Consider the following 19,698-nt stretch of genomic DNA (forward strand, 5'->3'; position numbering starts at 1 on the left):
CGCATCCTGCCGGCAGGGACGTGCCGAGAATCCCACATGCAGAGACGCCCTCTCTACCGCCGATAGACAGGATCGCGGTTTCCGAATAGCTGTAGGTCCAAGAAACCTTTCGAGACACGGGGTCGGCTTTATGGCGGCGGTATCATCACATCGGGCAAAGCGCGTCGGCGCGCTGGCGACGGCGGGGGCGGCGTTCCTTCTGACCAGCTCCGCACAATCCGAGACGATCCCGAGCTACAACACCTATGGCTCCCCCGGCCTGATCGACATGCCGACCGCCGAGATGGCCCCTGACGCCACGATCGGCCTTACCTACGGCCGCATCGGTGACAGCAACCGGGCGGCATTCTCGTTTCAGATCACGCCGTGGCTGAGCGGGACCTTCCGCTACGCCGGGATCGAGAACTTCGACGACCCCTCGAGTGTCGACGGCGTTTACTACGACCGCAGCTTCGACGTCCGCGTGCAGCTTCTGCGAGAGACCCGGCTTCGTCCCGCGGTCGCCATCGGCCTGCAGGACTTCGTCGGCACCGGTCTCTATGGCGGTGAATATATCGTTGCCACCAAGGCCCTTGCGCCCGGGCTGAGGGTGACGGGCGGCCTTGGCTGGGGCCGGCTTGGCAGCTACAATTCCTTCACCACCATCGGCGAGCGCTCCGAGGTGATCCTGGGCGAAGGCGGTGTGCCGACCTACGATCGCTGGTTCCGCGGCGATGTCGGCGCCTTCGGCGGCATCAGCTGGTCTCCGAACGACAAACTCACCTTCGAGCTCGAGTATTCCTCTGACGCTTACACGCTCGAAAGCGCGCGCGGCGGGTTCGAGCACAAGTCTCCCTACAGCTTCGGGGCTCAGTACCGGTTCGACAACGACGCCCAGCTTGGGCTCTATTACGCCTACGGAGACACGCTCGGCCTTCAGCTGACCTTCCCCACGAACCCGAAGACCTCCGGCATTCCGGGCGGGATCGAGGTGGCCGGCGTTCCGGTCAAGCGGCGCGCATCGGGCAGCGCCTCCGACTTGGGCTGGACCGCCGATCTCGAGGCCACCGAGCGCAGTATCGAACAGCGCATGACGACAAACCTCTCGCGCGAGAAGCTCGAGCTTGTGAATGTCGAGCTCCGGCCGCGCAGTGCGACGGTCTGGCTGCGCAATCCGACCTATGGCGCCCCCGCGCAGGCAATCGGCCGCACCGCACGGGTGATGTCACGGACCCTGCCGGACTCGGTGGAGGAATTCATCATCGTCCCGACCGAGAATGGCATTCCCATGTCGGCGGTCACGATGAAACGCAGCGATCTCGAGGCGCTCGAGAATGACGCCGCGGTCGAGATGCTGGCACGGACCAGCATCACCGACGCCTACGGACGCGGCACGCCGGAGGATCTGGTCACCTTTCCCCGGTTCAACTGGGTGGTGGCGCCCTACTTCGATTACTCGGGCTTCGACCCGGACATGCCCCTGCGCATCGATGTCGGCGCACGGGTGGCCGCGAGCTACGAAATCCGCCGCAACGTCGTGCTTTCCGGTGAATTGCGAAAGCGCGTGATCGGCAATCTCGACGAGATCAGCCGCGAATCCGAAAGCCTCCTGCCGCGCGTCCGCACCGACTATCGGCTCTACGCCGATGAAGGCGATCCCTTCATCAGGTACCTGACGCTGGAGCTCTACGGGCGCCCTGCCCCCGAGCTCTACAGCCGCGTTTCCGTTGGCTATCTCGAACGGATGTATGCCGGCGTGTCGGGCGAAGTCCTGTGGAAGCCGGCCGACAGCCGTCTCGCCTTCGGCGCCGAGCTCAACTACGTGCGGCGCCGGGCCTATGACGGGCTGTTCGGTCTGGAGGAAAACGTCACCGTCGATCCGGTTTCGGGCATCGAGCGCGAGATCCCGGATGTGAACGGTCACGTCTCGGGCTACTACGCCTTCGGCAACGGCTTTCACGGACAGGTCGATGTCGGCCGCTACCTGGCCGGCGATTACGGCGCCACCTTCACTCTGACGCGCGAGTTTGCAAACGGCTGGAGCGTCGGCGCCTTCGCCACCTTCACCGATGTCACCGAAGAAGAGTTCGGCGAAGGCTCGTTCGACAAGGGCATCATGCTGACGATCCCGCTGAGCGCCGGCACCAGCCGCCCGTCCCGAACCCTGAGCCGTCAAACCATTCGCTCGCTTCAGCGCGACGGCGGCGCCCGCCTCGACGTCTCGTCGCGGCTCTACGATCAAGTCCGCACCTGGCATGAACCGGACGTGAGCAACACTTGGGGACGATTCTGGCGATGAACCTGCGCACCACCCTTCCCCGCATCGGCCTGCTCGCACTGGCGTCGGTCCTGACCGGCTGCAGCAACGACCCCTATTTCGAGTTTCCGGTGCAATCGATCGTGCCGACCTCGCTGCGCCAGCAGGAGGCCAACGGCGAAATCACCCCTCAGGCGATCGTGCAGACGCTCTCGGCGACGGACCTTCCCGTCGCTTTCCTGGGGGTTCCCGACCGCGGATCGCAGGCGCTTCTGATCCGGATCGAACAGAACGGTCCCTACGAGACATTCGCCAACCCGGATCGCCAATCCGTCACCATGCGGCACGGCATGATCACCGGCACCCGCGGTCTGAGCGGCGACCTGATGTCGACGGAGGAAGAGGCGCTACTGGACCTGATAAGGGCGCGCCGCGCCGGCCAGGTCAGCTATATCCAGCGTTATCTCACCCCCGAGGATGTCACCGAGGTGGTCACCTATCGCTGCGGTGTCGAGCCCGACGCCACGGTTGATGTCTCGATCGGTCTCGTTCAGGACCGGGCGACCGAGATGGTCGCGGCCTGCGAAAGCCCCGACGGCCCGCCCTTCGTTGATTACTACAAGGTGTCGGGCAGCGGAGAGATCCTCGCTTCGCGGCAATGGCTGGGCGAGAATCTCGGCTACGTCGCGATGCAGATGCTTCAGCGCTGAACCGCTGCGCTCAGTGCAGCGGCAGGCGTCGGATGACCGTCGCCAGCATTAACCGCGCATCAAAGCAGAGACTGCGCCGGCGGGCGTAGATCAGGTCGAGCCGGGCCTTGCGCGGTACGCAGCGCCGGCAATAGACCGCTTCGGTCTCTTCCTTGCTCCGGCACTCGGCCAGCAACCGCTCTTCGGTCCGGTGAAAGGCCAGCGTGGCAAGCCCGGTGACCCCCGGGCGCGATCTCAGCACGTCGGCGTAGAGCTCGGGAAACATCTCGGTGTAGCGGCGCAGCGGCGGTCGCGGGCCGACGAAGCTTATATCGCCGCGCAGGATGTTCCAGAGCTGCGGCAGTTCGTCCAGCCGGTAGCGCCGCAGAACCCGTCCGGTGGCCGTGATCCGGTTCGTCTTGTCGCCGCCCGACACGCCGCTGTCATGTCTGTCGCTTGTCATGGTGCGGAACTTCCAAAGCAGAAAGCCCTCGTCCGGGGTCTTCATGCGTTCGGAAAGGTAAAGGACCGGCGCACCATCACGCCAGAGGATGATCAGGGCGATGATCACGATCACCGGGGACAGGATCACGATCAACAGGACCGCAAGGCCGATGTCGACCGAACGCTTGGCAACACTCAAAACACCCACTCCGTTGCTGACCGAAGGCCCTCGCGATCGGAAGGATTTTGCCTGTCGGCCGAGCGGAGCGCTGAAACTGTCACGATGGCCTGTCCGAAGAACGTTTTCGAGGATAGAAGATTGTCTAGCATCGGGCCGAAACGCTAAGAAGATCCGAGAGACGACCAAAGGTTTTCCGAGGGAGCCTGTATTGCCGAGACCACACATCATTCTCGCCGTGCTGCTGGCACTGGTAGCCGCGGCCTGCTCGCAACTTCCGCGCGGCGCTGCCCTGCAGGCCGAGATCGTCAGCGAATACAACGTTGAAAACCCGACGTTTCAGGCGCTCCGCGTCACCCGTTCGAACCTTCCGATGATCGCCAGCTGGCCGCGCACGGGCTGGAAGAACGACTACCCCTGGCCAGGCACCTCGCAAGGCGCCAATTCCAGCGTGATCCAGACTGGCGACAAGCTCAACATCGTGATCTGGGACAGCCAGGAGAACTCGCTGCTGACCGGTGCCGCCGAGAAATCCGCCTCCTTGAACGGCGTCGAGGTCGGCCCGAACGGCGCGGTCTTCGTGCCGTATGTCGACGAGGTCTTCGTTCGCGGGCTGTCGCCGCAATCCGCCCGCGCCCGCATTCAGGAGAAGCTGATCCAGATCGCGCCCTCGGCGCAGGTTCAGCTGAGCCTGCAACAGGGGCGCAGCAACTCGGTCGAACTGGTCGGCGGGGTCAACAGCCCGGGCGCCTATCCGATGCCGTCGCGCAACTACAAGATCCTCGGGCTGATCGCGGATGGCGGCGGGGTCAGCCCCAGCCTGAACAATCCCCGGGTCCGCCTGCTGCGCAGCGGCACCACCTACGAGACCTCGATCGAGGACCTGCTCGAGAACGGCACCCGCAACACGCTGCTGATGCCAGGCGACACGGTCATCATCGAGGAAGACCGCAAGACCTTCTCGGCGATCGGCGCATCGGGAGTCGAAGCGCTGATCGATTTCCCCAAGGATGATCTCAGCGCCATCGAATCGGTGGCCCTTGTCGGCGGTCTCGCGGATTCCCGCGCCGACCCGCAGGGCGTGCTGATCCTGCGCGAGTACGACGTGCACCAGCTGCGCTCCGATGGCAGCGCACCGAGCATGCAGCAGGTCGTCTTCGCCTTCGACCTGACCTCGGCCGACGGGCTCTTCGCGGCACGCAAGTTCCGGATCAATCCCGGCGACACCGTGCTCGCCACCGAAGCACCGCTGAGCCAGGCGCGGACCCTGTTCTCGCTGATCGGCACCGCCTTCGGCCTGACCCAGGACCTCAGCACACTCGGCGGCTGACGCCTCGGCCCGCTGGAAATGTAAAAGGGCGCATCCGCGGATGCGCCCTTTCTTCGTTGTGCTGCCAAGCGGCGGTCCTGACTCCAGCCGACGGCAAAGGTTTCGCGAAGTTTACATGTCGCCGCCGAGCGAGGCGAGATAGGCATAGACGTCAGCCGCGCCCTCGCGAAGCTTGAAGGTCATGCCCGAGCGCGCGCCGCTGTCGTCGAGATACTCGCGCAGGAAGCCGGTCGGATCCTGAACGTAGGCCTCGAACGAGGCCTCATCCCAGACCAGACCCTTCTCGCGGGCCTCTTCGATGGATTTCTTGTAGCGGAAATCCTCGACCGCGCCGGCCTCGCTGCCGATGATGCCGTAGAGGTTCGGTCCGGTGCGGCCGCCCCTGACGATGGTTTCGCCGGCATCGTCGACGATCATGTGGCATGAGCGGCAGCGCTTGCCGAACAGGTCTTCGCCGGCAGCCGCGTCGCCCGCCTCCTGAGCGACTGCGCTGCCTGCAAGAGTCACTGCGGCAATGGCCGTGGCTATCTTGAGTTTCATGGATTTTGTCTCCCGTGACGTATGTCCAGACAAAAACCTAGCGCAGGCTTGCAGAGCTCAACAATAGCCCGACCGGTCACATGCGACCAAATGGCAGTGCCAGCTTGACGCCATCGGCGCGGCGTTGGAAAGAAGCCCATGACCAACGACATCCCCGCATGGGTCGACGGCACGCTGACGCCGATCGACAAGCTCGAGGCACATCTCAGGGGCCTGCGGCACAAGGCCGTCTCGGTGTTCCTGCTGCGTGGCGACACGGTGCTGATCCAGCGCCGGGCGCTTGGAAAGTATCACACGCCGGGTCTCTGGGCGAACACCTGCTGTACCCATCCGCACTGGGACGAAAGCCCGCTCGACTGCGCAACCCGCCGGCTGCGCGAAGAACTGGGGATCGAAGGCGTCACGCTCGCCCCGCGCGGGCAGGTCGAGTACCGCGCCGATGTCGGTGGTGGCATGATCGAACACGAGCTGGTCGATATCTTCGTTGGATACGCCCCCAAGGGGCTCGAGGTCGCGCCGAACCCGGACGAGGTCATGGACACCGCATGGGTCCCGCTCGACGAGCTTCACCGGCAGACGCACGACGATGCCGCGCGCTTCACCCCATGGCTGCGGATCTATCTCGAAGAGCACTCCGAGCAGATCCTCGCGGATCTCTGATCCTCAGCGGCGCTTGCGCAGGTAGACGTAATAGGCGCCCGAGCCGCCATGCCTGTTATGCGCCTCGGAGACCTGAAGCACCGCCTGCGCCGCCGCCGGCAGACGCAGCCATTGCGGCACCTGCGTCTTCAACACGCCGCGCCGGCGCGGCATCGGATCGTGCGGATCCTCGCGCATGCCCTTGCCGGTGATCACCAGCACCAGCCGCAGACCACGGGTCTGCGAGGTCAGGATGAAGCGGATCAGCTCGGGATGGGCCTGATCGATGGTCATGCCATGCAGGTCGATGCGGGCCTCGGGCACCAGCTTGCCACGCTTCATCCGCGTGAAGGCCTTGGAATCCATGCGCACAGGGTCGCGCGACAGCCGATCCGACGTGGTGCCGAGGAAATCGTGATGCTCGGGCGAAGGCTGAGACCGGCTGCCGAGATCGAAGGCGGGCAGGGGGTCTCTGGGCGGCGGGGACTTGCGCGGCGGGAGCCTGCTCTCGGCCTCATCCGGATCCGGCAGCGGCTTCTGGCCCGGCAGGCGCTCGGCGGACCGTGCCACCTGCTGCCACAGCTCCAGTTCCTCCGGTCTTAGCCGACGCTTCCTCATAGCACCGATTCCGGCAGCAGCGCGTAGGCGCGCTGGATCGGCAAGAGCACCACGAGGCGGCCCGGATCCATGATCTCGCCCGCCCGGCGGCCCGCCGCATCGCCGGTGCCGAAAAAGATGTCGGCCCGCTGCGCGCCCTTGATCGCCGAGCCGGTATCCTGCGCGATCATCAACCGGTGCAGCGGCTCGGCCCCGGCCTTTTCGATCCAGACCGGCGCACCCAGCGGGGTGTAGGCGGGATCGACCGCAATGCTGCGCATCGTGGTGATCGAGCGGTTCATCGCGCCCAGCGGTCCGCGCTCGGCGGGCACTTCGCTGACCTCGCGGAAGAACACGTAGGACGGATTGTGAAAAAGCAGGTCCTCGCCATCGAACGGGTTGCTGCGCACCCAGTTCTTGATCACCTGCGCCGAGACCTGATGCGGATCGAAGGTCCCGCGGCGAATCAGTTCCTTGCCGATCGAGCGGTAGGGGTGGCCGTTGGCGCCGCCATAGCCGACCCGCAGATGCCGCCCGTCTGCCAGCCGGATACGGCCCGAGCCCTGCACCTGCAGGAAGAACAGCTCGACCGGATCGTCGACCCAGGCGATTTCCAGCCCGCGATCCTGCATCACGTCGGTCGAGAGGATCTCGCGCCGGTCGAGCCAGGGCCGGGTCTCCGCCGCCTCGGGCGGCATGCGGTAGATCGGGTAGCGATAGCGCGGCGTCGGGGTCAGCGATCCGTCAAGCTCGGGCTCGAAATAGCCGGTGAACAGACCGTCCCTGCCATCCGAGATCTGCACCGGGCGAAAGAACAGCTCGAAGAAATCCTTCGCGTCCTCGGTCTCGCGCGCCACTGCGCAGAGGCTGCGCCAATCGGGTTCGTCGAGGTCGCCGCAGGTCTCCAGAAACACCGAAAGGGCGGCGGAGTGATCGTCCGCCGCCCAGCCGTCGAGATCCGAGAACTCGAGAATCCGGTATGTGGTGTCTGTGTCCGCCGCGCTCATGGTGCCTGCCAGTGCCATGCCGGCGAGGATCGCGGCACGGATCGCCTGTCGCATTATTCGTCGGTCGCGACCAGCTGCCAGTTGGGATCGTCGCTGCCCATGCGGCGGGCATAGGTCCAGACATCCTTCTGGCGTTTCACCGCGGTCGGGCTGCCCTCGATCACCTCGCCGGCGGCGTTCTTCACCACCGAAGTCAGCTCGCCGACATATTTCACGGTAATCTCGGCCAGACGCTCGGTGTCGTCGAAGGTCGCATCCACCAGCGACAGCTCGCGCACGCCGACGAATTGCGCCTCGATGGTCAGGCCCTGCTGGGCGCGCTGCTCGATCACGTCGCTGAAGGTCTCGTAGATCTCGTCCGACAGGAACGGCTTGAGATCCTCGATCTCGCCATTGTCGAAGCCCATCAGGATCATCTCGTAGGCGCCGCGTGCGCCCGAGAGGAACTCGCCCACACCAAAAGAGGGCTCGGCGCGTTTCATCTTGGCCAGCGCCTCGGCGGCGGGGCTGTTCTCGGGAACGTGATCGATGATATCGTGATCGGGACCCCCTTCGATGACCTCGAAGTCGCGCGCGGTGTCATCGCGGCGGCTGGGCGAGGGGGATTCGGGCTTCTCGAAGCCGTCACGCGTTCCCAGAACGCTGCGCAACCGCAGGATCAGGAAGATCGCGATCCCGGCAAGGACCAGAAGCTGGACGATCGGCGTATTCATCGGCACCTCATGCGCGCAAACGTGGAAGTTTTGTTGTTGCAATCCTATGTAGGGGCTGGGTCCCGGCAAGTCTACCGGCCCCCAACCGCAAGGGAGACCGCATATGTGGCTTTTTCTGGCATTTTTGCTCGTGCCGCTGATCGAAATCGGATTGTTCATCCAGGTCGGAGGGCTGATCGGCCTGTTTCCGACGCTGGCCATCGTCGTCATCACCGCGGTGATCGGCACCTGGCTGGTGCGCTCTCAGGGGCTGCGGGCAATGGGCGATCTTCAGGGCTCGTTCTCGCGGCTCGAGGATCCGACCACGCCTCTGGCCCACGGTGCGATGATCCTGCTCGCAGGTGCGCTGCTGCTGACGCCGGGCTTCTTCACCGACGCGGTGGGCTTCGCGCTGCTGACGCCGGCCTTCCGCAAGATGGTGCTGACCTACATCTCGCGCCGGGTGAGCGTGACCCGCTTCGAGATGGGCGGCCGTCCGGGCCCGCAACCCGGCCCGCGGCCCGGTCCCCAGCATGGCCCGCAGGCCGGCCCACGACCAGATGCACGACAAAATCCCAAGCATTCTCCGCAAGGCGACGTCATTGACGGCGAATTTACGGAAGTCGGGCAAGACAAGAAGCCAAATCACCCCGGGTCTGGCTGGACGAAGCATTGAGGCACCGACACGGGGCTGCTATTGCATACCCAAACCTGCTTCGAGGAGTGAGACATCATGGCAGAAGAAGCCACCCAGAATGGTGAGGCCGGGGCGCAGCAAGCACCGGTGAAGATGAACGTTCTCGCACAGTTCGTGCGTGACCTGTCGTTCGAGAACATCCTTGCCCAGAAGGGCAGCAACGGCGAAGTGCAGCCCGACGTTCAGGTTCAGGTGAACCTCGACGCCAAGAAGCGTTCGGCCGAGAACCAGTACGAGGTCATCCTCAAGCTGAAGGTCGAGTCGAAGTCCAAGGGCAGCGACGCGATGCTGTTCATCCTCGAAATGGACTATGCCGGCGTGTTCCACATCGAAAACGTCCCGGAAGAGCAGCTGCACCCGTTCCTGCTGATCGAATGCCCGCGGATGATCTTCCCCTTCGCGCGCCGCATCGTCTCGGACGTGACCCGCGACGGTGGTTTCCCGCCGCTGAACCTCGAGATGATCGATTTCGTCGCGCTCTATCGCAACGAGATCGCGCGCCGTCAGCAGGCCGCGGCCAGCGGCGAGCAGAAGCTCGACGCCTGATCGCTCAGCCGCGCGACCAGAGCGCGGCCTCTCCGAGTTTCTCGACAAAGGCGGCGTGAGCCGCCTTTTCTTCGTCGGTGATCCGCGGCGACAGCGGCTCCGGCCGGCGCTGCGGACGCCAGTTGTCATCGCCGCCATCGGATCCGCCGCCCTGGCGCACCGGGCTGAGAACCAGATCGGGCTGCTTGCCGCCGATCAGCTCGAGATAGACATCGGCCAGGATCTCACTGTCCAGCAGCGCGCCGTGCAGCGTCCGCGACGAGTTGTCGATGCCGAACCGCCGGCAGAGCGCGTCGAGCGAAGCCGGCGAGCCGGGAAACTTGCGCCTTGCGATGGCGAGCGTGTCGACGGCGCAATCCTTCGGCAGGAGAGGGCGCTTCGACCAGCCGAGCTCGGCGTTGAGGAATTTGACGTCGAAGGTGGCATTGTGGATCACCAGCTTCGAGTCCCCGATGAATTCGAGAAACTCGTCGACGATCTGCGCGAAAAGCGGCTTGTCACGCAGGAAATCGTCGCCCAGCCCGTGCACCTCGAACGCCTCCTGCGGCATCGAGCGTTCGGGATTGATGTATTGGTGGTAGGTCTCGCCGGTGGGCACGTGATTGTAGAGCTCCACCGCGCCGATCTCGACGATCCGGTCGCCGGTCTCCGGCTCGAAACCGGTGGTTTCGGTGTCGAGTACGATCTCACGCATGTCGCCGCCTTTCGATATCCTGCATCACAGCCTGCACCTGAGCCTTGGCGTGCTCAAACGTGTCGGTTTCGATGACATAATCCGCCCGGGCGGATTTTTCATCATTCGGCATCTGCCGCGCAAGGATCCGCTCGAGATCCTCGGCACTCATACTGCCGCGCGCCATAACCCGCTCGCGTTGAAGATCGGGCGGGATCGAGACGCATGCGACTGCATCCATCGCGGCATCCCCGCCGGTCTCGAAGAGCAGCGGCACGTCAAGCACCACGATACGGGCGGGATGCGCGGCGATGAAATCGGCGCGGTCCTTCTGCACCAACGGGTGCACGATGGCTTCGATCCGGGGCAGGGCGGTCGGATCTTCGGCGATGATCTCGCGCAGCCGGTCGCGCGAGATCGCACCGTCCTCGATCGCGCCAGGAAACTCCGCCTGCATCGGCGCCACCGCGGCGCCGCCTTCGGAATAAAGCCGATGCACTGCCGCATCGGCATCCCACACGGCGCAGCCTTGCTCGGCAAAGAAGCCCGCCGTCGTTGATTTGCCCATGCCGATCGAGCCGGTGAGACCGAGAAGGAAGCGCATCACAGGATCGCGGCGCGGGTCGCGTCGTCGACTTCTGGGCGCTTGCCGAACCAACGCTCGAACCCGGGCACCGCCTGATGGATCAGCATCCCCAGACCGTCGACGCAGGTGCAGCCCTGCTCGCGTGCCACCCGCAAGAGACGGGTTTCGAGCGGCGTGTAGACCAGATCCGTGACCACGGTTCCGGGCTGCAAACCGTCGAGCGGCACCCGCAGCTCCTGCTTGCCGACCATGCCCAGCGAAGTCGAGTTCACCACCAGAGCCGCATCGTCCATCGCGTTTCCGGCCTGAACCCATTCGACAACGCGGATCCGCGCGCCGAATTCCTCACGCAGCTGCTCGGCACGATTGCGGGTGCGGTTCGAGATGCGGATTTCGGGCACGCCGACCTCGAGCAACGAGGCGATCACCGCGCGCGCGGCCCCGCCTGCGCCCAGAACCATCGCCGGTCCGGCCTGCGGATCCCATCCCGGCGCGCCCTGGCGCAGGTTCTCGATGAATCCGTAGCCATCGGTGTTGTCGGCGTGGATCTTGCCGTCCTTGCGGAAGATGATCGTGTTCGCCGCGCCGATCAGCGTCGCCCGGTCCGAGACCAGATCCGCGATCTCCATCACCTTCTCCTTGTGGGGAATGGTGACGTTGACGCCGACAAAGCCCAGATCGGGCAGGGTGCGGAACGCGGTCTCGAGCTTGTCCGGCGCGATATCCATCGGAATGTAGTGCCCCTGAAGCCCGTAGGTCTTGAGCCAGTGGCCGTGCAAAAGCGGCGAGCGGGAATGCGCAACCGGGTGCCCGATGACCCCGGCCAGTGGAATTCGCGTGTCGGTCATGCGGCAATGATCTCCCGGGCCTGCAAAAAGGCGATGAGCTCGAGCAGCGGCAGCCCGAGAATGGTGAAATGGTCGCCCTCGATGCGGGCGAAGAGGCGCACGCCCTCTTCCTCGAGCTTGTAGCCACCAACCGAGTGGCGCACGCTGTCCCAGTTCCGGGCGATGTAATCGTCGAGATAGGCGTCCGAGAAATCGCGCATCACTAGACGAGCGACGCCCACATGACGCCAGATCGGCTCGCCGTCCTGGTAGATCACGGCACCGGAATAGAGGTGATGACGCTCCCCGCGCAGCCGGATGAGCTGTTCGCGGCACGCGTCAGGCGTTTCGGGCTTGGCGAACACCTCTCTTCCCAGCGCAAGGACCTGATCGCAGCCCAGAACGAAGGCGCCGGGGTTCTTCTGCGACACGCGGCGCGCCTTATACTCCGACAGCGCGTCCGCCACGTCGCGCGGCGAGGCACCTTCGGCCGCCAGTGAGTCGCGGATGGCGGATTCATCAACGCGCGCGGGCTCGATTCGGTGCGGAACCGCCGCTTTCCGCAGCAGCTCGGCCCGAATTTCGGACCCGGAGGCCAGGATGAACGGCAGAGTCATGTGGAAAAACCTGTCGAAAGCTTTGGGGTCTTGTCGGGGGATGGTTCTGAGGAAAATCACTCCGACATGCAAGCACGGGGAAAACCCGGCCGTTTCACGGCGCCCCGAGGTGATTCCTGAGTCTGTGGGCATGGATAACTCGCCTTTGGGGATGTACCCCGTGCTCCCCGGCCTGTCCCAGAGTTTTCCCAAGACCGTATATTTCAAACAAGGTTATGATTGTGAACGATAATTCCGTTTAGTTTGCGCACTTCTCGTATCGCGCCCCACAATCTTATCCACAGGCCGTGCCGATCGGGAAAACTTTGAGAGAACTCAATAATCCACCGGACTCGAGGGGGCCTAAACCAAAATCATCCTTTCTCTTTCTTTCTTGAGATAAGGGAGGCCCCCACCTCACGCCCTCGATCTCTCAGCAAGATTGACTCATCGGGCCGCGATGGCTAAATCCGAGTCCGACGCCCGTCCGGGCTGATCACTTCCCAGAGAAAGACAGTTTTGAGGCCGACGAATACGCTTGGCCCGAAAGGATTCAGCATGAGCAGCGAAACGCTCAACCTCTCTGACCTCAAGGCGCAGAGCCCCAAGGATCTGCTCTCGATGGCCGAGGAGCTCGAGATCGAGAACGCCTCGACCATGCGCAAGGGCGAGATGATGTTCCAGATCCTGCGCGAGCGGGCGGATGAAGGCTGGGAAGTGTCCGGTGACGGGGTTCTCGAGGTGCTCCAGGACGGTTTTGGCTTCCTGCGCTCGCCGGAAGCGAACTATCTGCCCGGTCCCGACGACATCTACGTGTCGCCTGAGATGATCCGGAAGTACTCGCTGCGCACCGGCGACACCATCGAAGGCGAAATTCGCGCGCCAGACAACGAAGAGCGCTACTTCGCTCTGGTTGATGTCTCGAAGATCAACTTCGAAGATCCCGAGCGCGCCCGTCACAAGGTTGCCTTCGATAACCTGACGCCGCTCTATCCAGATGAGCGGCTGAAGATGGAGATCGAGGATCCGACCATCAAGGATCGCTCCGCCCGGATCATCGACCTCGTGTCGCCGATCGGGAAGGGCCAGCGCTCGCTGATCGTGGCGCCGCCGCGGACCGGTAAGACGGTTCTGCTGCAGAACATCGCCACCTCGATCGAGAAAAACCATCCCGAGTGCTTCCTGATCGTCCTGCTGATCGACGAACGCCCCGAGGAAGTCACCGACATGCAGCGGTCGGTGAAGGGCGAGGTTGTCTCCTCGACCTTCGATGAACCGGCGACGCGCCACGTGGCAGTGTCGGAAATGGTCATCGAAAAGGCCAAGCGCCTTGTGGAACACAAACGAGATGTTGTGATACTTCTTGACTCGATCACAAGACTTGGCCGTGCCTTCAACACTGTCGTGCCGTCTTCGGGCAAGGTTCTGACCGGTGGTGTCGATGCCAACGCGCTGCAGCGCCCGAAGCGTTTCTTCGGCGCGGCGCGGAACATCGAGGAAGGTGGCTCGCTGACCATCATCGCGACCGCCCTGATCGACACCGGCAGCCGCATGGACGAGGTGATCTTCGAAGAATTCAAGGGCACCGGCAACTCGGAGGTCGTGCTGGATCGCAAGATCGCGGACAAGCGCGTCTTCCCGGCGATCGACATCCTCAAGTCGGGCACCCGCAAAGAGGATCTGCTCATCGACAAGGTCGATCTGCAGAAGACCTTCGTGCTGCGTCGGATCCTCAACCCGATGGGCACCACCGACGCCATCGAGTTCCTGCTTTCGAAGCTCAAGCAGACCAAGACGAACTCGGAATTCTTCGACTCGATGAACAGCTGACGCCGGCCGGGAGGCAGGTTTGGACACCATCTTTGCGCTTGCAAGTGCGCCGGCTAAGGCCGGCGTAGCGGTCATCCGTGTTTCCGGCCCGTCTGCCTGGCGGGCGGCGGAGCAATTGGCGGGTGAACTGCCGAAACCGCGCGAGGCCGTGCTGCGACGGTTGAAGGACCGCGCCGGCCAAGTGCTCGACGAGGCGCTGGTTCTGCTTTTTTCCAAGGGCGCGAGCTTTACCGGCGAGGCTGTCGCGGAATTCCACGTTCATGGCAGCGTCGCCATTCAGCGCGCTGTGTTGCGCGAGCTCGAAGAGATGGACGGGCTGCGCATGGCGGAGGCTGGCGAATTCACCCGCCGCGCGCTTGAGAATGACCGGCTGGATCTGACCCAGGTCGAAGCGCTGGCGGATCTCATCGAATCCGAGACCGAAAGCCAGCGCGTTCAAGCGCTCCGGGTTTTTGCCGGTGCGTTGGGAGAGCGCGTCGAAGACTGGCGCCGCGATCTCGTCCACGCGGCGTCTCTGCTTGAGGTCACCATCGATTTCGCCGACGAAGAGGTCCCGGTCGACGTCTCCGGCGAGGTTCGGGAATTTCTCGCGCGTGTCATCGCTGGTCTGGATCGCGAAATTCGTGGCATGGACGGGGCCGAGCGGATCCGCACCGGTTTCGAGGTTGCCATCGTCGGGGCGCCGAATGTCGGCAAGTCGAGCTTGCTCAATGCGCTGGCAGGTCGCGACGCGGCCATCACCTCGGAAATTGCCGGCACCACGCGCGACGTGATCGAAGTGCGGATGGAGATTGCCGGGCTTCCGGTGACGCTTCTTGATACGGCGGGGCTGCGGGAGACGCAGGATCCCGTCGAGCAGATTGGCATCGCGCGGGCGCGTGATCGCGCCATGACCTCTGATCTGCGGGTGATCCTGAGCGACGAACGCGGTATGCCGGACTTTGACGTGTCGGACGGCGACATCGTGTTGCGCTCCAAAGCTGATCTTGCCGGAGAGGCCGAGGGCATTTCTGCCAAGACGGGGCAGGGGCTTGATGCGCTGATTTCCGAGATTGGCGAACGCCTGTCCGACAAGGTTCAGGCGGCGGGGCTGGCAACGCGGGAGCGTCATCGCGTGGCCTTCCTTGAAGGTCGTATTGCGCTGGAAGACGCCATATCGCTGCTTGCGCGCGGTCCGGACAGCTACGACCTGGCGGCCGAGGAGATTCGGGCGGCAATCCGCGCGCTCGAACTTTTGATCGGTCGCATCGACGTTGAGAATCTGCTAGACGAGATCTTCTCAAGCTTCTGCATCGGTAAGTGAGGAGTGTTTCACGTGAAACATCGTGATTTCGACGTTGTCGTCGTGGGCGGCGGACATGCGGGCGCGGATGCCGCGTCTGCGTCTGCGCGCATGGGGGCACGAACCGCACTGGTGACGCTGACCGAGGCCGGAATTGGCGTCATGTCCTGCAATCCTGCCATCGGAGGGCTTGGAAAAGGCCATCTCGTGCGCGAAATCGATGCGCTTGATGGCGTCATGGGCCGCGTGGCAGATCAGGCTGGTATTCAATACCGCCTTCTGAATCGTCGCAAGGGCCCAGCCGTGCAAGGACCACGCGCCCAGGCGGATCGCAAGCTCTATCGCGAAGCGATGCTGCGTGAGATGAAGGCCACGCCAAATCTCACCATCGTCCAAGGCGAAGTCGTCGACCTGATGATGTCTGGCGACACGGTCGAGGGCGTGATCCTGGACGATGGATCCGAGCTGCGCTGCGGTTCCGTTGTCCTGACCACGGGCACCTTCCTGCGTGGCGTGATCCATATCGGAGATAAAAGCCGCCCCGGTGGGCGCATGGGGGATCGCCCTTCCGTCCGGCTCGCCGAGCGGATCGACCATTTTGGGCTTGAGCTTGGGCGCCTGAAAACCGGCACGCCGCCGCGGCTCGATGGGCGCACCATCGACTGGTCGCAGCTCGAAGAGCAGCCGGGCGATGAAGAGCCGGTGCTGTTCTCGTTCCTGTCCCAGGCACCTGCCGCGCGGCAAATCAGCTGTGGCATTACTCACACGAACGAGCGCACCCACGAGATCATTCGCGACAACCTTGATCGCTCCGCGATGTATGGAGGGCATATCGAAGGTGTCGGGCCGCGCTATTGCCCGTCGATCGAGGATAAGGTCGTGCGCTTCGCCGACAAAACCTCGCACCAGATCTTTCTCGAGCCCGAGGGGCTGGACGATCACACGATCTATCCAAACGGTATCTCGACCTCGCTTCCCGAAGAGGTTCAACTCGATTACGTGCGCTCGATCTTCGGTCTTGAACATGCTGAGATCCTGCAGCCGGGCTACGCGATCGAGTATGATTTCGTAGATCCGCGGTCGCTCGACCTGCGGCTTGCAGTCCGGAATGTCGGCGGGCTTTTCCTGGCTGGTCAGATCAATGGGACCACGGGCTACGAAGAGGCCGCGGCGCAAGGTCTGGTGGCAGGGGTGAACGCCGCGATGGACGCATTGGGGCAGGGGAGTGTTCATTTTGGGCGCTCGGAGTCCTATATCGGCGTGATGATCGACGATCTGACCTCGCGGGGCGTGAGCGAGCCCTACCGCATGTTCACGTCGCGCGCCGAGTTCCGTCTGTCGTTGCGGGCCGACAATGCGGACCAGCGTCTGACGCCCCGCGCCATTGAACTGGGCTGCATCTCTGAAGAGAGGCGTGCTGCGTTCAGTGAAAAGCTCGAAAAGCTGTCCTCTGGTCGAGAACTGCTTGAATCCCGTCAGTTTGCGCCGAAGGATCTTGGAACGATGGGGATCCAGGTGTCTCCGGATGGTCAGAAGCGCAATGGTTTTCAGCTCCTAGCGTTTCCCGATGTCACCATGAAGACGCTCGTGGCCGGCGAACCTGCCTTCGAAGGCATGGACGCAGAAATCGCGCAGCAGCTTGAACGGGATGCGCTTTACGCGAATTACATTGCCCGGCAGCAGAAAGACGTTGATGCCCTGCGTCGCGATGAGGCGATGACCATCCCGCGTGCGTTTGAATTTGCCGCGGTGGAAGGGCTTTCGAATGAGCTGAAGCACAAGTTATCGCTCGCGCGTCCGGAAAATCTCGCTCAGGCGGCGAAGGTTGACGGCATGACGCCAGCGGCACTGTCGCTCCTGCTTCTTCGACTTCGCCGCCATGGACAGGCAAAATCGGCATGAGCCTTCTCGACGCGCGTCTGCCAAAACTCGATGTTTCACGTGAAACACAAGAGCGGCTTCACCATTTCGCATCGATGCTCGAGAAGTGGTCTCCGAAGATCAATCTCGTCGCCAAGAGCACGCTGTCGGACGGATGGAATCGCCATATCATAGATTCCGCCCAGGTCTTTGATCTGCGCCAGCAAGATACCGGGCTCTGGGCCGATCTCGGGGCAGGGGGCGGTTTTCCCGGCCTTGTGGTCGCGATCCTTGCCCATGAGCTCGCACCCGAAATGAAGGTTGCACTGGTGGAGTCGGATCAGCGCAAGGCCGTCTTTCTGCGATCGGTCCTGCGCGAGACGGGTGTCAGCGCCGATGTAAAGGTCGCGCGGATCGAACAGCTCGCGCCGTTGGAAGCAGATATTCTGAGCGCCCGTGCGTTGGCAGACCTTCCGACGCTTTTGTCTTTCGCAGAGCGTCACCTCGCGCCGACAGGGCAGGGGGTGTTCCTGAAAGGTGCAAACTGGGAAAAAGAAGTCGCCGCGGCGCGGGAATCGTGGAAGTTCGATCTCGCACAGCGTACAAGCATTACAGATCCAAATGCAGTCGTTCTGACCATCGGAGAGCTGACACATGTCTGATCCGTCGCGGCCTCGTGCCCCCAAGATTATCGCCATCGCCAACCAGAAAGGCGGCGTCGGAAAGACCACGACGACGATCAATCTTGGCGCCGCATTGGCCGAGAAAGGGCTCAAGATCCTGGTGGTCGACCTTGATCCGCAGGGGAACTCGTCGACCGGTCTCGGGATCGAGCCTGATGACCGCCAATACACGACGTATGAACTTTTGCTCGACGATGTCGCGCTCGACGATGCGATCCTGCCGACGGATCAGGAGAACCTTCATCTGATCCCGGCGACCGTGGACCTCAGTTCGGCGGATATCGAGCTGGTTTCGAACGAGAAGCGCAGCTTTCTACTGCACGACGCCCTGCGCCAGACCGAGATTGACCAGTTCGGGTTCGATTACGTGCTGATCGATTGCCCGCCTTCGCTCAACCTGCTGACGGTCAACGCGATGGTTGCCGCGCATTCTGTTTTGGTGCCGCTGCAAAGCGAGTTTTTCGCACTGGAGGGCCTGTCGCAACTCATGCTGACCGTGCGCGAAATCCGGCAGAGCGCGAACCCGGACCTGCGGATCGAAGGCGTGCTTCTCACCATGTATGACGCCCGCAACAACCTGTCGCGGCAGGTCGAAGATGACGCGCGCGACAACCTCGGAGATCTGGTGTTTTCGACCGTGATCCCGCGGAACGTTCGTGTCAGCGAAGCGCCGTCCTACGCCATGTCGGTGCTGAATTACGACAGCCAGTCGAAGGGCGCAGCCGCCTATCGCGAGCTTGCCGATGAGTTGCTGCGCAAAGACGCGCGGCTCGCCGCCTGAGAATAGAAAAGAAGAAAGAGCAGAGATGGCAGAGAAAAAGGAAGCACGCCGGGGTCTGGGGCGCGGGTTGTCCGCGCTGATGTCGGATGTCGATATTGCACCTGCCCGCGAGCAGGAAAGCATGACGCCGAAGACCCCGGACCGCATGGTCCCAATCGAGAGCCTTGTCCCGAACAAGGATCAGCCCCGCCGCACCTTTACGCCCGAGCAGCTGCAGGAGCTGTCGGAGTCGATCAAGACGAAGGGTATCATCCAGCCGATCATCGTGCGCCCGGCGCCGGGGGCAGCGGAAGGTCAGTTCGAGATCGTTGCCGGTGAACGCCGTTGGCGCGCCGCGCAGATGGCGAAGCAGCACGAAGTCCCGGTCCTCGTGCGCGAGCTCGATGACCAGGAAACGCTCGAAATTGCCATCATCGAAAACATTCAGCGCGCGGACCTGAACGCGATCGAAGAGGCGGCGGGCTACAAGGCGCTGATGTTCCGGTTTGGCCATACGCAAGAGAAGATCGCCGAGGCGCTCGGCAAGAGCCGCAGCCACATTGCGAACCTTCTGCGCCTTCTGAACCTGCCCGACAGCGTTCAGGATTACGTGCGCAATGGCGATCTAAGCGCCGGTCACGCGCGGACACTGGTGACCGCGGAAAATCCCGATGCCATTGCGCGCGAGATTATGGCGAAGAAGCTGTCCGTGCGGCAGGCGGAGGCTCTGGTTCGTGGTGCATCCGAGCCGAAACGGCCGAAGGTATCCTCGTCGGCGCCCCAGGCGGTCGAGAAAGATGCCGACACGCGAGCGCTCGAGGGCGATCTTTCGGCGGCGCTTGGCATGAAGGTCTCGGTGGCTCACAAGCCGGGCACCGAGGGTGGCAAGCTCATGATCTCCTATGAGAGCCTCGAAGAGCTTGATACGCTCTGCATGGTCCTCAGCGCATCGCGCTGAGAGGCGGCAAGCGATAAGAGAAAAGCCCCGGGCCGAATGGCGCCGGGG

21 protein-coding genes are annotated in these 19,698 nt (G+C 63.3%); 12 read left to right on the forward strand and 9 right to left on the reverse strand.

From position 1 onward, the window contains the following. Positions 1-130: 130 nt before the first annotated feature. Together R2601_RS06830 and R2601_RS06835 are read left to right on the forward strand one after the other, a co-directional pair. Positions 131-2,278, forward strand: a complete 2,148-nt coding sequence (locus R2601_RS06830; protein WP_007795582.1) for a YjbH domain-containing protein — start codon at positions 131-133, stop codon at positions 2,276-2,278. Next, positions 2,257-2,946 carry a YjbF family lipoprotein gene (locus R2601_RS06835; RefSeq protein WP_242533807.1) on the forward strand — a complete coding sequence of 230 codons (690 nt, stop codon included), beginning with the start codon at positions 2,257-2,259 and terminating at the stop codon, positions 2,944-2,946. The genes R2601_RS06830 and R2601_RS06835 overlap by 22 nt, the downstream gene beginning before the upstream one ends. A gap of 10 nt (positions 2,947-2,956) precedes the next feature. Here R2601_RS06835 and R2601_RS06840 read toward each other — a convergent pair whose 3' ends face one another. Next, positions 2,957-3,568: a sugar transferase gene (locus R2601_RS06840; protein WP_007795584.1), complete on the reverse strand. Its 612-nt coding sequence runs from the start codon at positions 3,566-3,568 to the stop codon at positions 2,957-2,959. Positions 3,569-3,758: 190 nt separating this feature from the next. Between R2601_RS06840 and R2601_RS06845 the strand changes: the two genes are divergently transcribed. Further along, the gene (locus tag R2601_RS06845) at positions 3,759-4,877 is read left to right on the forward strand and encodes a polysaccharide biosynthesis/export family protein (protein WP_040544440.1); all 1,119 of its coding nucleotides are present in this window, start codon (positions 3,759-3,761) and stop codon (positions 4,875-4,877) included. A 111-nt stretch (positions 4,878-4,988) separates the two neighbouring features. Here R2601_RS06845 and R2601_RS06850 read toward each other — a convergent pair whose 3' ends face one another. After that, positions 4,989-5,417 (reverse strand): c-type cytochrome, encoded by a 429-nt coding sequence (locus tag R2601_RS06850; RefSeq protein ID WP_007795588.1) that lies wholly within the window; start codon positions 5,415-5,417, stop codon positions 4,989-4,991. Positions 5,418-5,555: 138 nt separating this feature from the next. Here R2601_RS06850 and idi point away from each other — a divergent pair, with 138 nt between their 5' ends. Beyond that, the gene (gene idi, locus R2601_RS06855) at positions 5,556-6,077 is read left to right on the forward strand and encodes an isopentenyl-diphosphate Delta-isomerase (RefSeq protein ID WP_007795590.1); all 522 of its coding nucleotides are present in this window, start codon (positions 5,556-5,558) and stop codon (positions 6,075-6,077) included. A gap of 3 nt (positions 6,078-6,080) precedes the next feature. On the opposite strand, the gene R2601_RS06860 is transcribed toward idi, so the two are convergent. From R2601_RS06860 to R2601_RS06870, 3 genes are read right to left on the reverse strand one after another with little or no spacing between them, the layout of a single operon-like run. After that, on the reverse strand, positions 6,081-6,674 hold the full coding sequence (locus R2601_RS06860) for a Smr/MutS family protein (protein ID WP_040544443.1): 594 nt from the start codon (positions 6,672-6,674) through the stop codon (positions 6,081-6,083). Next, positions 6,671-7,714 carry a murein transglycosylase A gene (gene mltA, locus R2601_RS06865; protein WP_007795596.1) on the reverse strand — a complete coding sequence of 348 codons (1,044 nt, stop codon included), beginning with the start codon at positions 7,712-7,714 and terminating at the stop codon, positions 6,671-6,673. Before mltA ends, R2601_RS06860 begins: the two co-directional genes overlap by 4 nt. Beyond that, a complete protein-coding gene (locus R2601_RS06870; RefSeq protein WP_007795599.1) occupies positions 7,714-8,373 on the reverse strand; it encodes a Tim44/TimA family putative adaptor protein in 660 nt (219 codons plus the stop codon). Before R2601_RS06870 ends, mltA begins: the two co-directional genes overlap by 1 nt. Before the next feature lie 103 nt (positions 8,374-8,476). On the opposite strand from R2601_RS06870, the gene R2601_RS06875 reads away from it, so the two are divergent. Further along, positions 8,477-9,028, forward strand: a complete 552-nt coding sequence (locus R2601_RS06875) for an FxsA family protein (protein ID WP_007795601.1) — start codon at positions 8,477-8,479, stop codon at positions 9,026-9,028. A gap of 57 nt (positions 9,029-9,085) precedes the next feature. After that, positions 9,086-9,595, forward strand: coding sequence for a protein-export chaperone SecB (gene secB, locus R2601_RS06880; RefSeq protein ID WP_007795604.1), 510 nt, complete (start codon positions 9,086-9,088; stop codon positions 9,593-9,595). A gap of 4 nt (positions 9,596-9,599) precedes the next feature. Here the strand turns inward: secB and dnaQ are convergent, their stop codons facing one another. The 4 genes from dnaQ to R2601_RS06900 are packed head-to-tail and all read right to left on the reverse strand — an operon-like array spanning position 9,600 to position 12,298. Next, entirely contained in the window at positions 9,600-10,289 is a 690-nt protein-coding gene (dnaQ, locus tag R2601_RS06885) for a DNA polymerase III subunit epsilon (RefSeq protein ID WP_007795606.1), read from the reverse strand. Next, on the reverse strand, positions 10,282-10,872 hold the full coding sequence (coaE, locus tag R2601_RS06890) for a dephospho-CoA kinase (RefSeq protein WP_007795610.1): 591 nt from the start codon (positions 10,870-10,872) through the stop codon (positions 10,282-10,284). Before coaE ends, dnaQ begins: the two co-directional genes overlap by 8 nt. After that, positions 10,872-11,702 (reverse strand): shikimate dehydrogenase, encoded by an 831-nt coding sequence (locus R2601_RS06895; protein ID WP_007795612.1) that lies wholly within the window; start codon positions 11,700-11,702, stop codon positions 10,872-10,874. Before R2601_RS06895 ends, coaE begins: the two co-directional genes overlap by 1 nt. Continuing rightward, positions 11,699-12,298, reverse strand: a complete 600-nt coding sequence (locus tag R2601_RS06900) for a Maf family protein (RefSeq protein ID WP_007795614.1) — start codon at positions 12,296-12,298, stop codon at positions 11,699-11,701. The genes R2601_RS06895 and R2601_RS06900 overlap by 4 nt, the downstream gene beginning before the upstream one ends. Before the next feature lie 537 nt (positions 12,299-12,835). Between R2601_RS06900 and rho the strand changes: the two genes are divergently transcribed. The 6 genes from rho to R2601_RS06930 are packed head-to-tail and all read left to right on the forward strand — an operon-like array spanning position 12,836 to position 19,650. Further along, a complete protein-coding gene (rho, locus tag R2601_RS06905) occupies positions 12,836-14,107 on the forward strand; it encodes a transcription termination factor Rho (RefSeq protein ID WP_007795620.1) in 1,272 nt (423 codons plus the stop codon). A gap of 19 nt (positions 14,108-14,126) precedes the next feature. Further along, the gene (gene mnmE, locus R2601_RS06910) at positions 14,127-15,410 is read left to right on the forward strand and encodes a tRNA uridine-5-carboxymethylaminomethyl(34) synthesis GTPase MnmE (protein ID WP_040544445.1); all 1,284 of its coding nucleotides are present in this window, start codon (positions 14,127-14,129) and stop codon (positions 15,408-15,410) included. A 12-nt stretch (positions 15,411-15,422) separates the two neighbouring features. Next, positions 15,423-17,291 carry a tRNA uridine-5-carboxymethylaminomethyl(34) synthesis enzyme MnmG gene (gene mnmG / locus R2601_RS06915; protein ID WP_007795624.1) on the forward strand — a complete coding sequence of 623 codons (1,869 nt, stop codon included), beginning with the start codon at positions 15,423-15,425 and terminating at the stop codon, positions 17,289-17,291. Further along, entirely contained in the window at positions 17,288-17,911 is a 624-nt protein-coding gene (rsmG, locus tag R2601_RS06920) for a 16S rRNA (guanine(527)-N(7))-methyltransferase RsmG (RefSeq protein ID WP_040544447.1), read from the forward strand. The genes mnmG and rsmG overlap by 4 nt, the downstream gene beginning before the upstream one ends. Next, positions 17,904-18,713, forward strand: coding sequence for a ParA family protein (locus tag R2601_RS06925; RefSeq protein ID WP_007795634.1), 810 nt, complete (start codon positions 17,904-17,906; stop codon positions 18,711-18,713). The genes rsmG and R2601_RS06925 overlap by 8 nt, the downstream gene beginning before the upstream one ends. 25 nt (positions 18,714-18,738) lie before the next feature. Next, positions 18,739-19,650, forward strand: a complete 912-nt coding sequence (locus R2601_RS06930) for a ParB/RepB/Spo0J family partition protein (protein ID WP_007795636.1) — start codon at positions 18,739-18,741, stop codon at positions 19,648-19,650. Positions 19,651-19,698 lie beyond the last annotated feature (48 nt).

Origin of the sequence: Salipiger bermudensis HTCC2601, from assembly GCF_000153725.1 — a bacterium.
GTDB classification, from domain to species: domain Bacteria; phylum Pseudomonadota; class Alphaproteobacteria; order Rhodobacterales; family Rhodobacteraceae; genus Salipiger; species Salipiger bermudensis.

Coding starts and splice junctions, on each gene's coding strand:
- dnaQ (WP_007795606.1), bottom strand. CDS start 10,289: ATGCGTGAGATCGTACTCGACACCGAAACCACCGGTTTCGAGCCGGAG.
- R2601_RS06860 (WP_040544443.1), bottom strand. CDS start 6,674: ATGAGGAAGCGTCGGCTAAGACCGGAGGAACTGGAGCTGTGGCAGCAG.
- R2601_RS06900 (WP_007795614.1), bottom strand. CDS start 12,298: ATGACTCTGCCGTTCATCCTGGCCTCCGGGTCCGAAATTCGGGCCGAG.
- R2601_RS06895 (WP_007795612.1), bottom strand. CDS start 11,702: ATGACCGACACGCGAATTCCACTGGCCGGGGTCATCGGGCACCCGGTT.
- R2601_RS06875 (WP_007795601.1), top strand. CDS start 8,477: ATGTGGCTTTTTCTGGCATTTTTGCTCGTGCCGCTGATCGAAATCGGA.
- rho (WP_007795620.1), top strand. CDS start 12,836: ATGAGCAGCGAAACGCTCAACCTCTCTGACCTCAAGGCGCAGAGCCCC.
- R2601_RS06870 (WP_007795599.1), bottom strand. CDS start 8,373: ATGAATACGCCGATCGTCCAGCTTCTGGTCCTTGCCGGGATCGCGATC.
- rsmG (WP_040544447.1), top strand. CDS start 17,288: ATGAGCCTTCTCGACGCGCGTCTGCCAAAACTCGATGTTTCACGTGAA.
- idi (WP_007795590.1), top strand. CDS start 5,556: ATGACCAACGACATCCCCGCATGGGTCGACGGCACGCTGACGCCGATC.
- coaE (WP_007795610.1), bottom strand. CDS start 10,872: ATGCGCTTCCTTCTCGGTCTCACCGGCTCGATCGGCATGGGCAAATCA.
- R2601_RS06850 (WP_007795588.1), bottom strand. CDS start 5,417: ATGAAACTCAAGATAGCCACGGCCATTGCCGCAGTGACTCTTGCAGGC.
- R2601_RS06925 (WP_007795634.1), top strand. CDS start 17,904: ATGTCTGATCCGTCGCGGCCTCGTGCCCCCAAGATTATCGCCATCGCC.
- R2601_RS06930 (WP_007795636.1), top strand. CDS start 18,739: ATGGCAGAGAAAAAGGAAGCACGCCGGGGTCTGGGGCGCGGGTTGTCC.
- R2601_RS06830 (WP_007795582.1), top strand. CDS start 131: ATGGCGGCGGTATCATCACATCGGGCAAAGCGCGTCGGCGCGCTGGCG.
- mltA (WP_007795596.1), bottom strand. CDS start 7,714: ATGCGACAGGCGATCCGTGCCGCGATCCTCGCCGGCATGGCACTGGCA.
- secB (WP_007795604.1), top strand. CDS start 9,086: ATGGCAGAAGAAGCCACCCAGAATGGTGAGGCCGGGGCGCAGCAAGCA.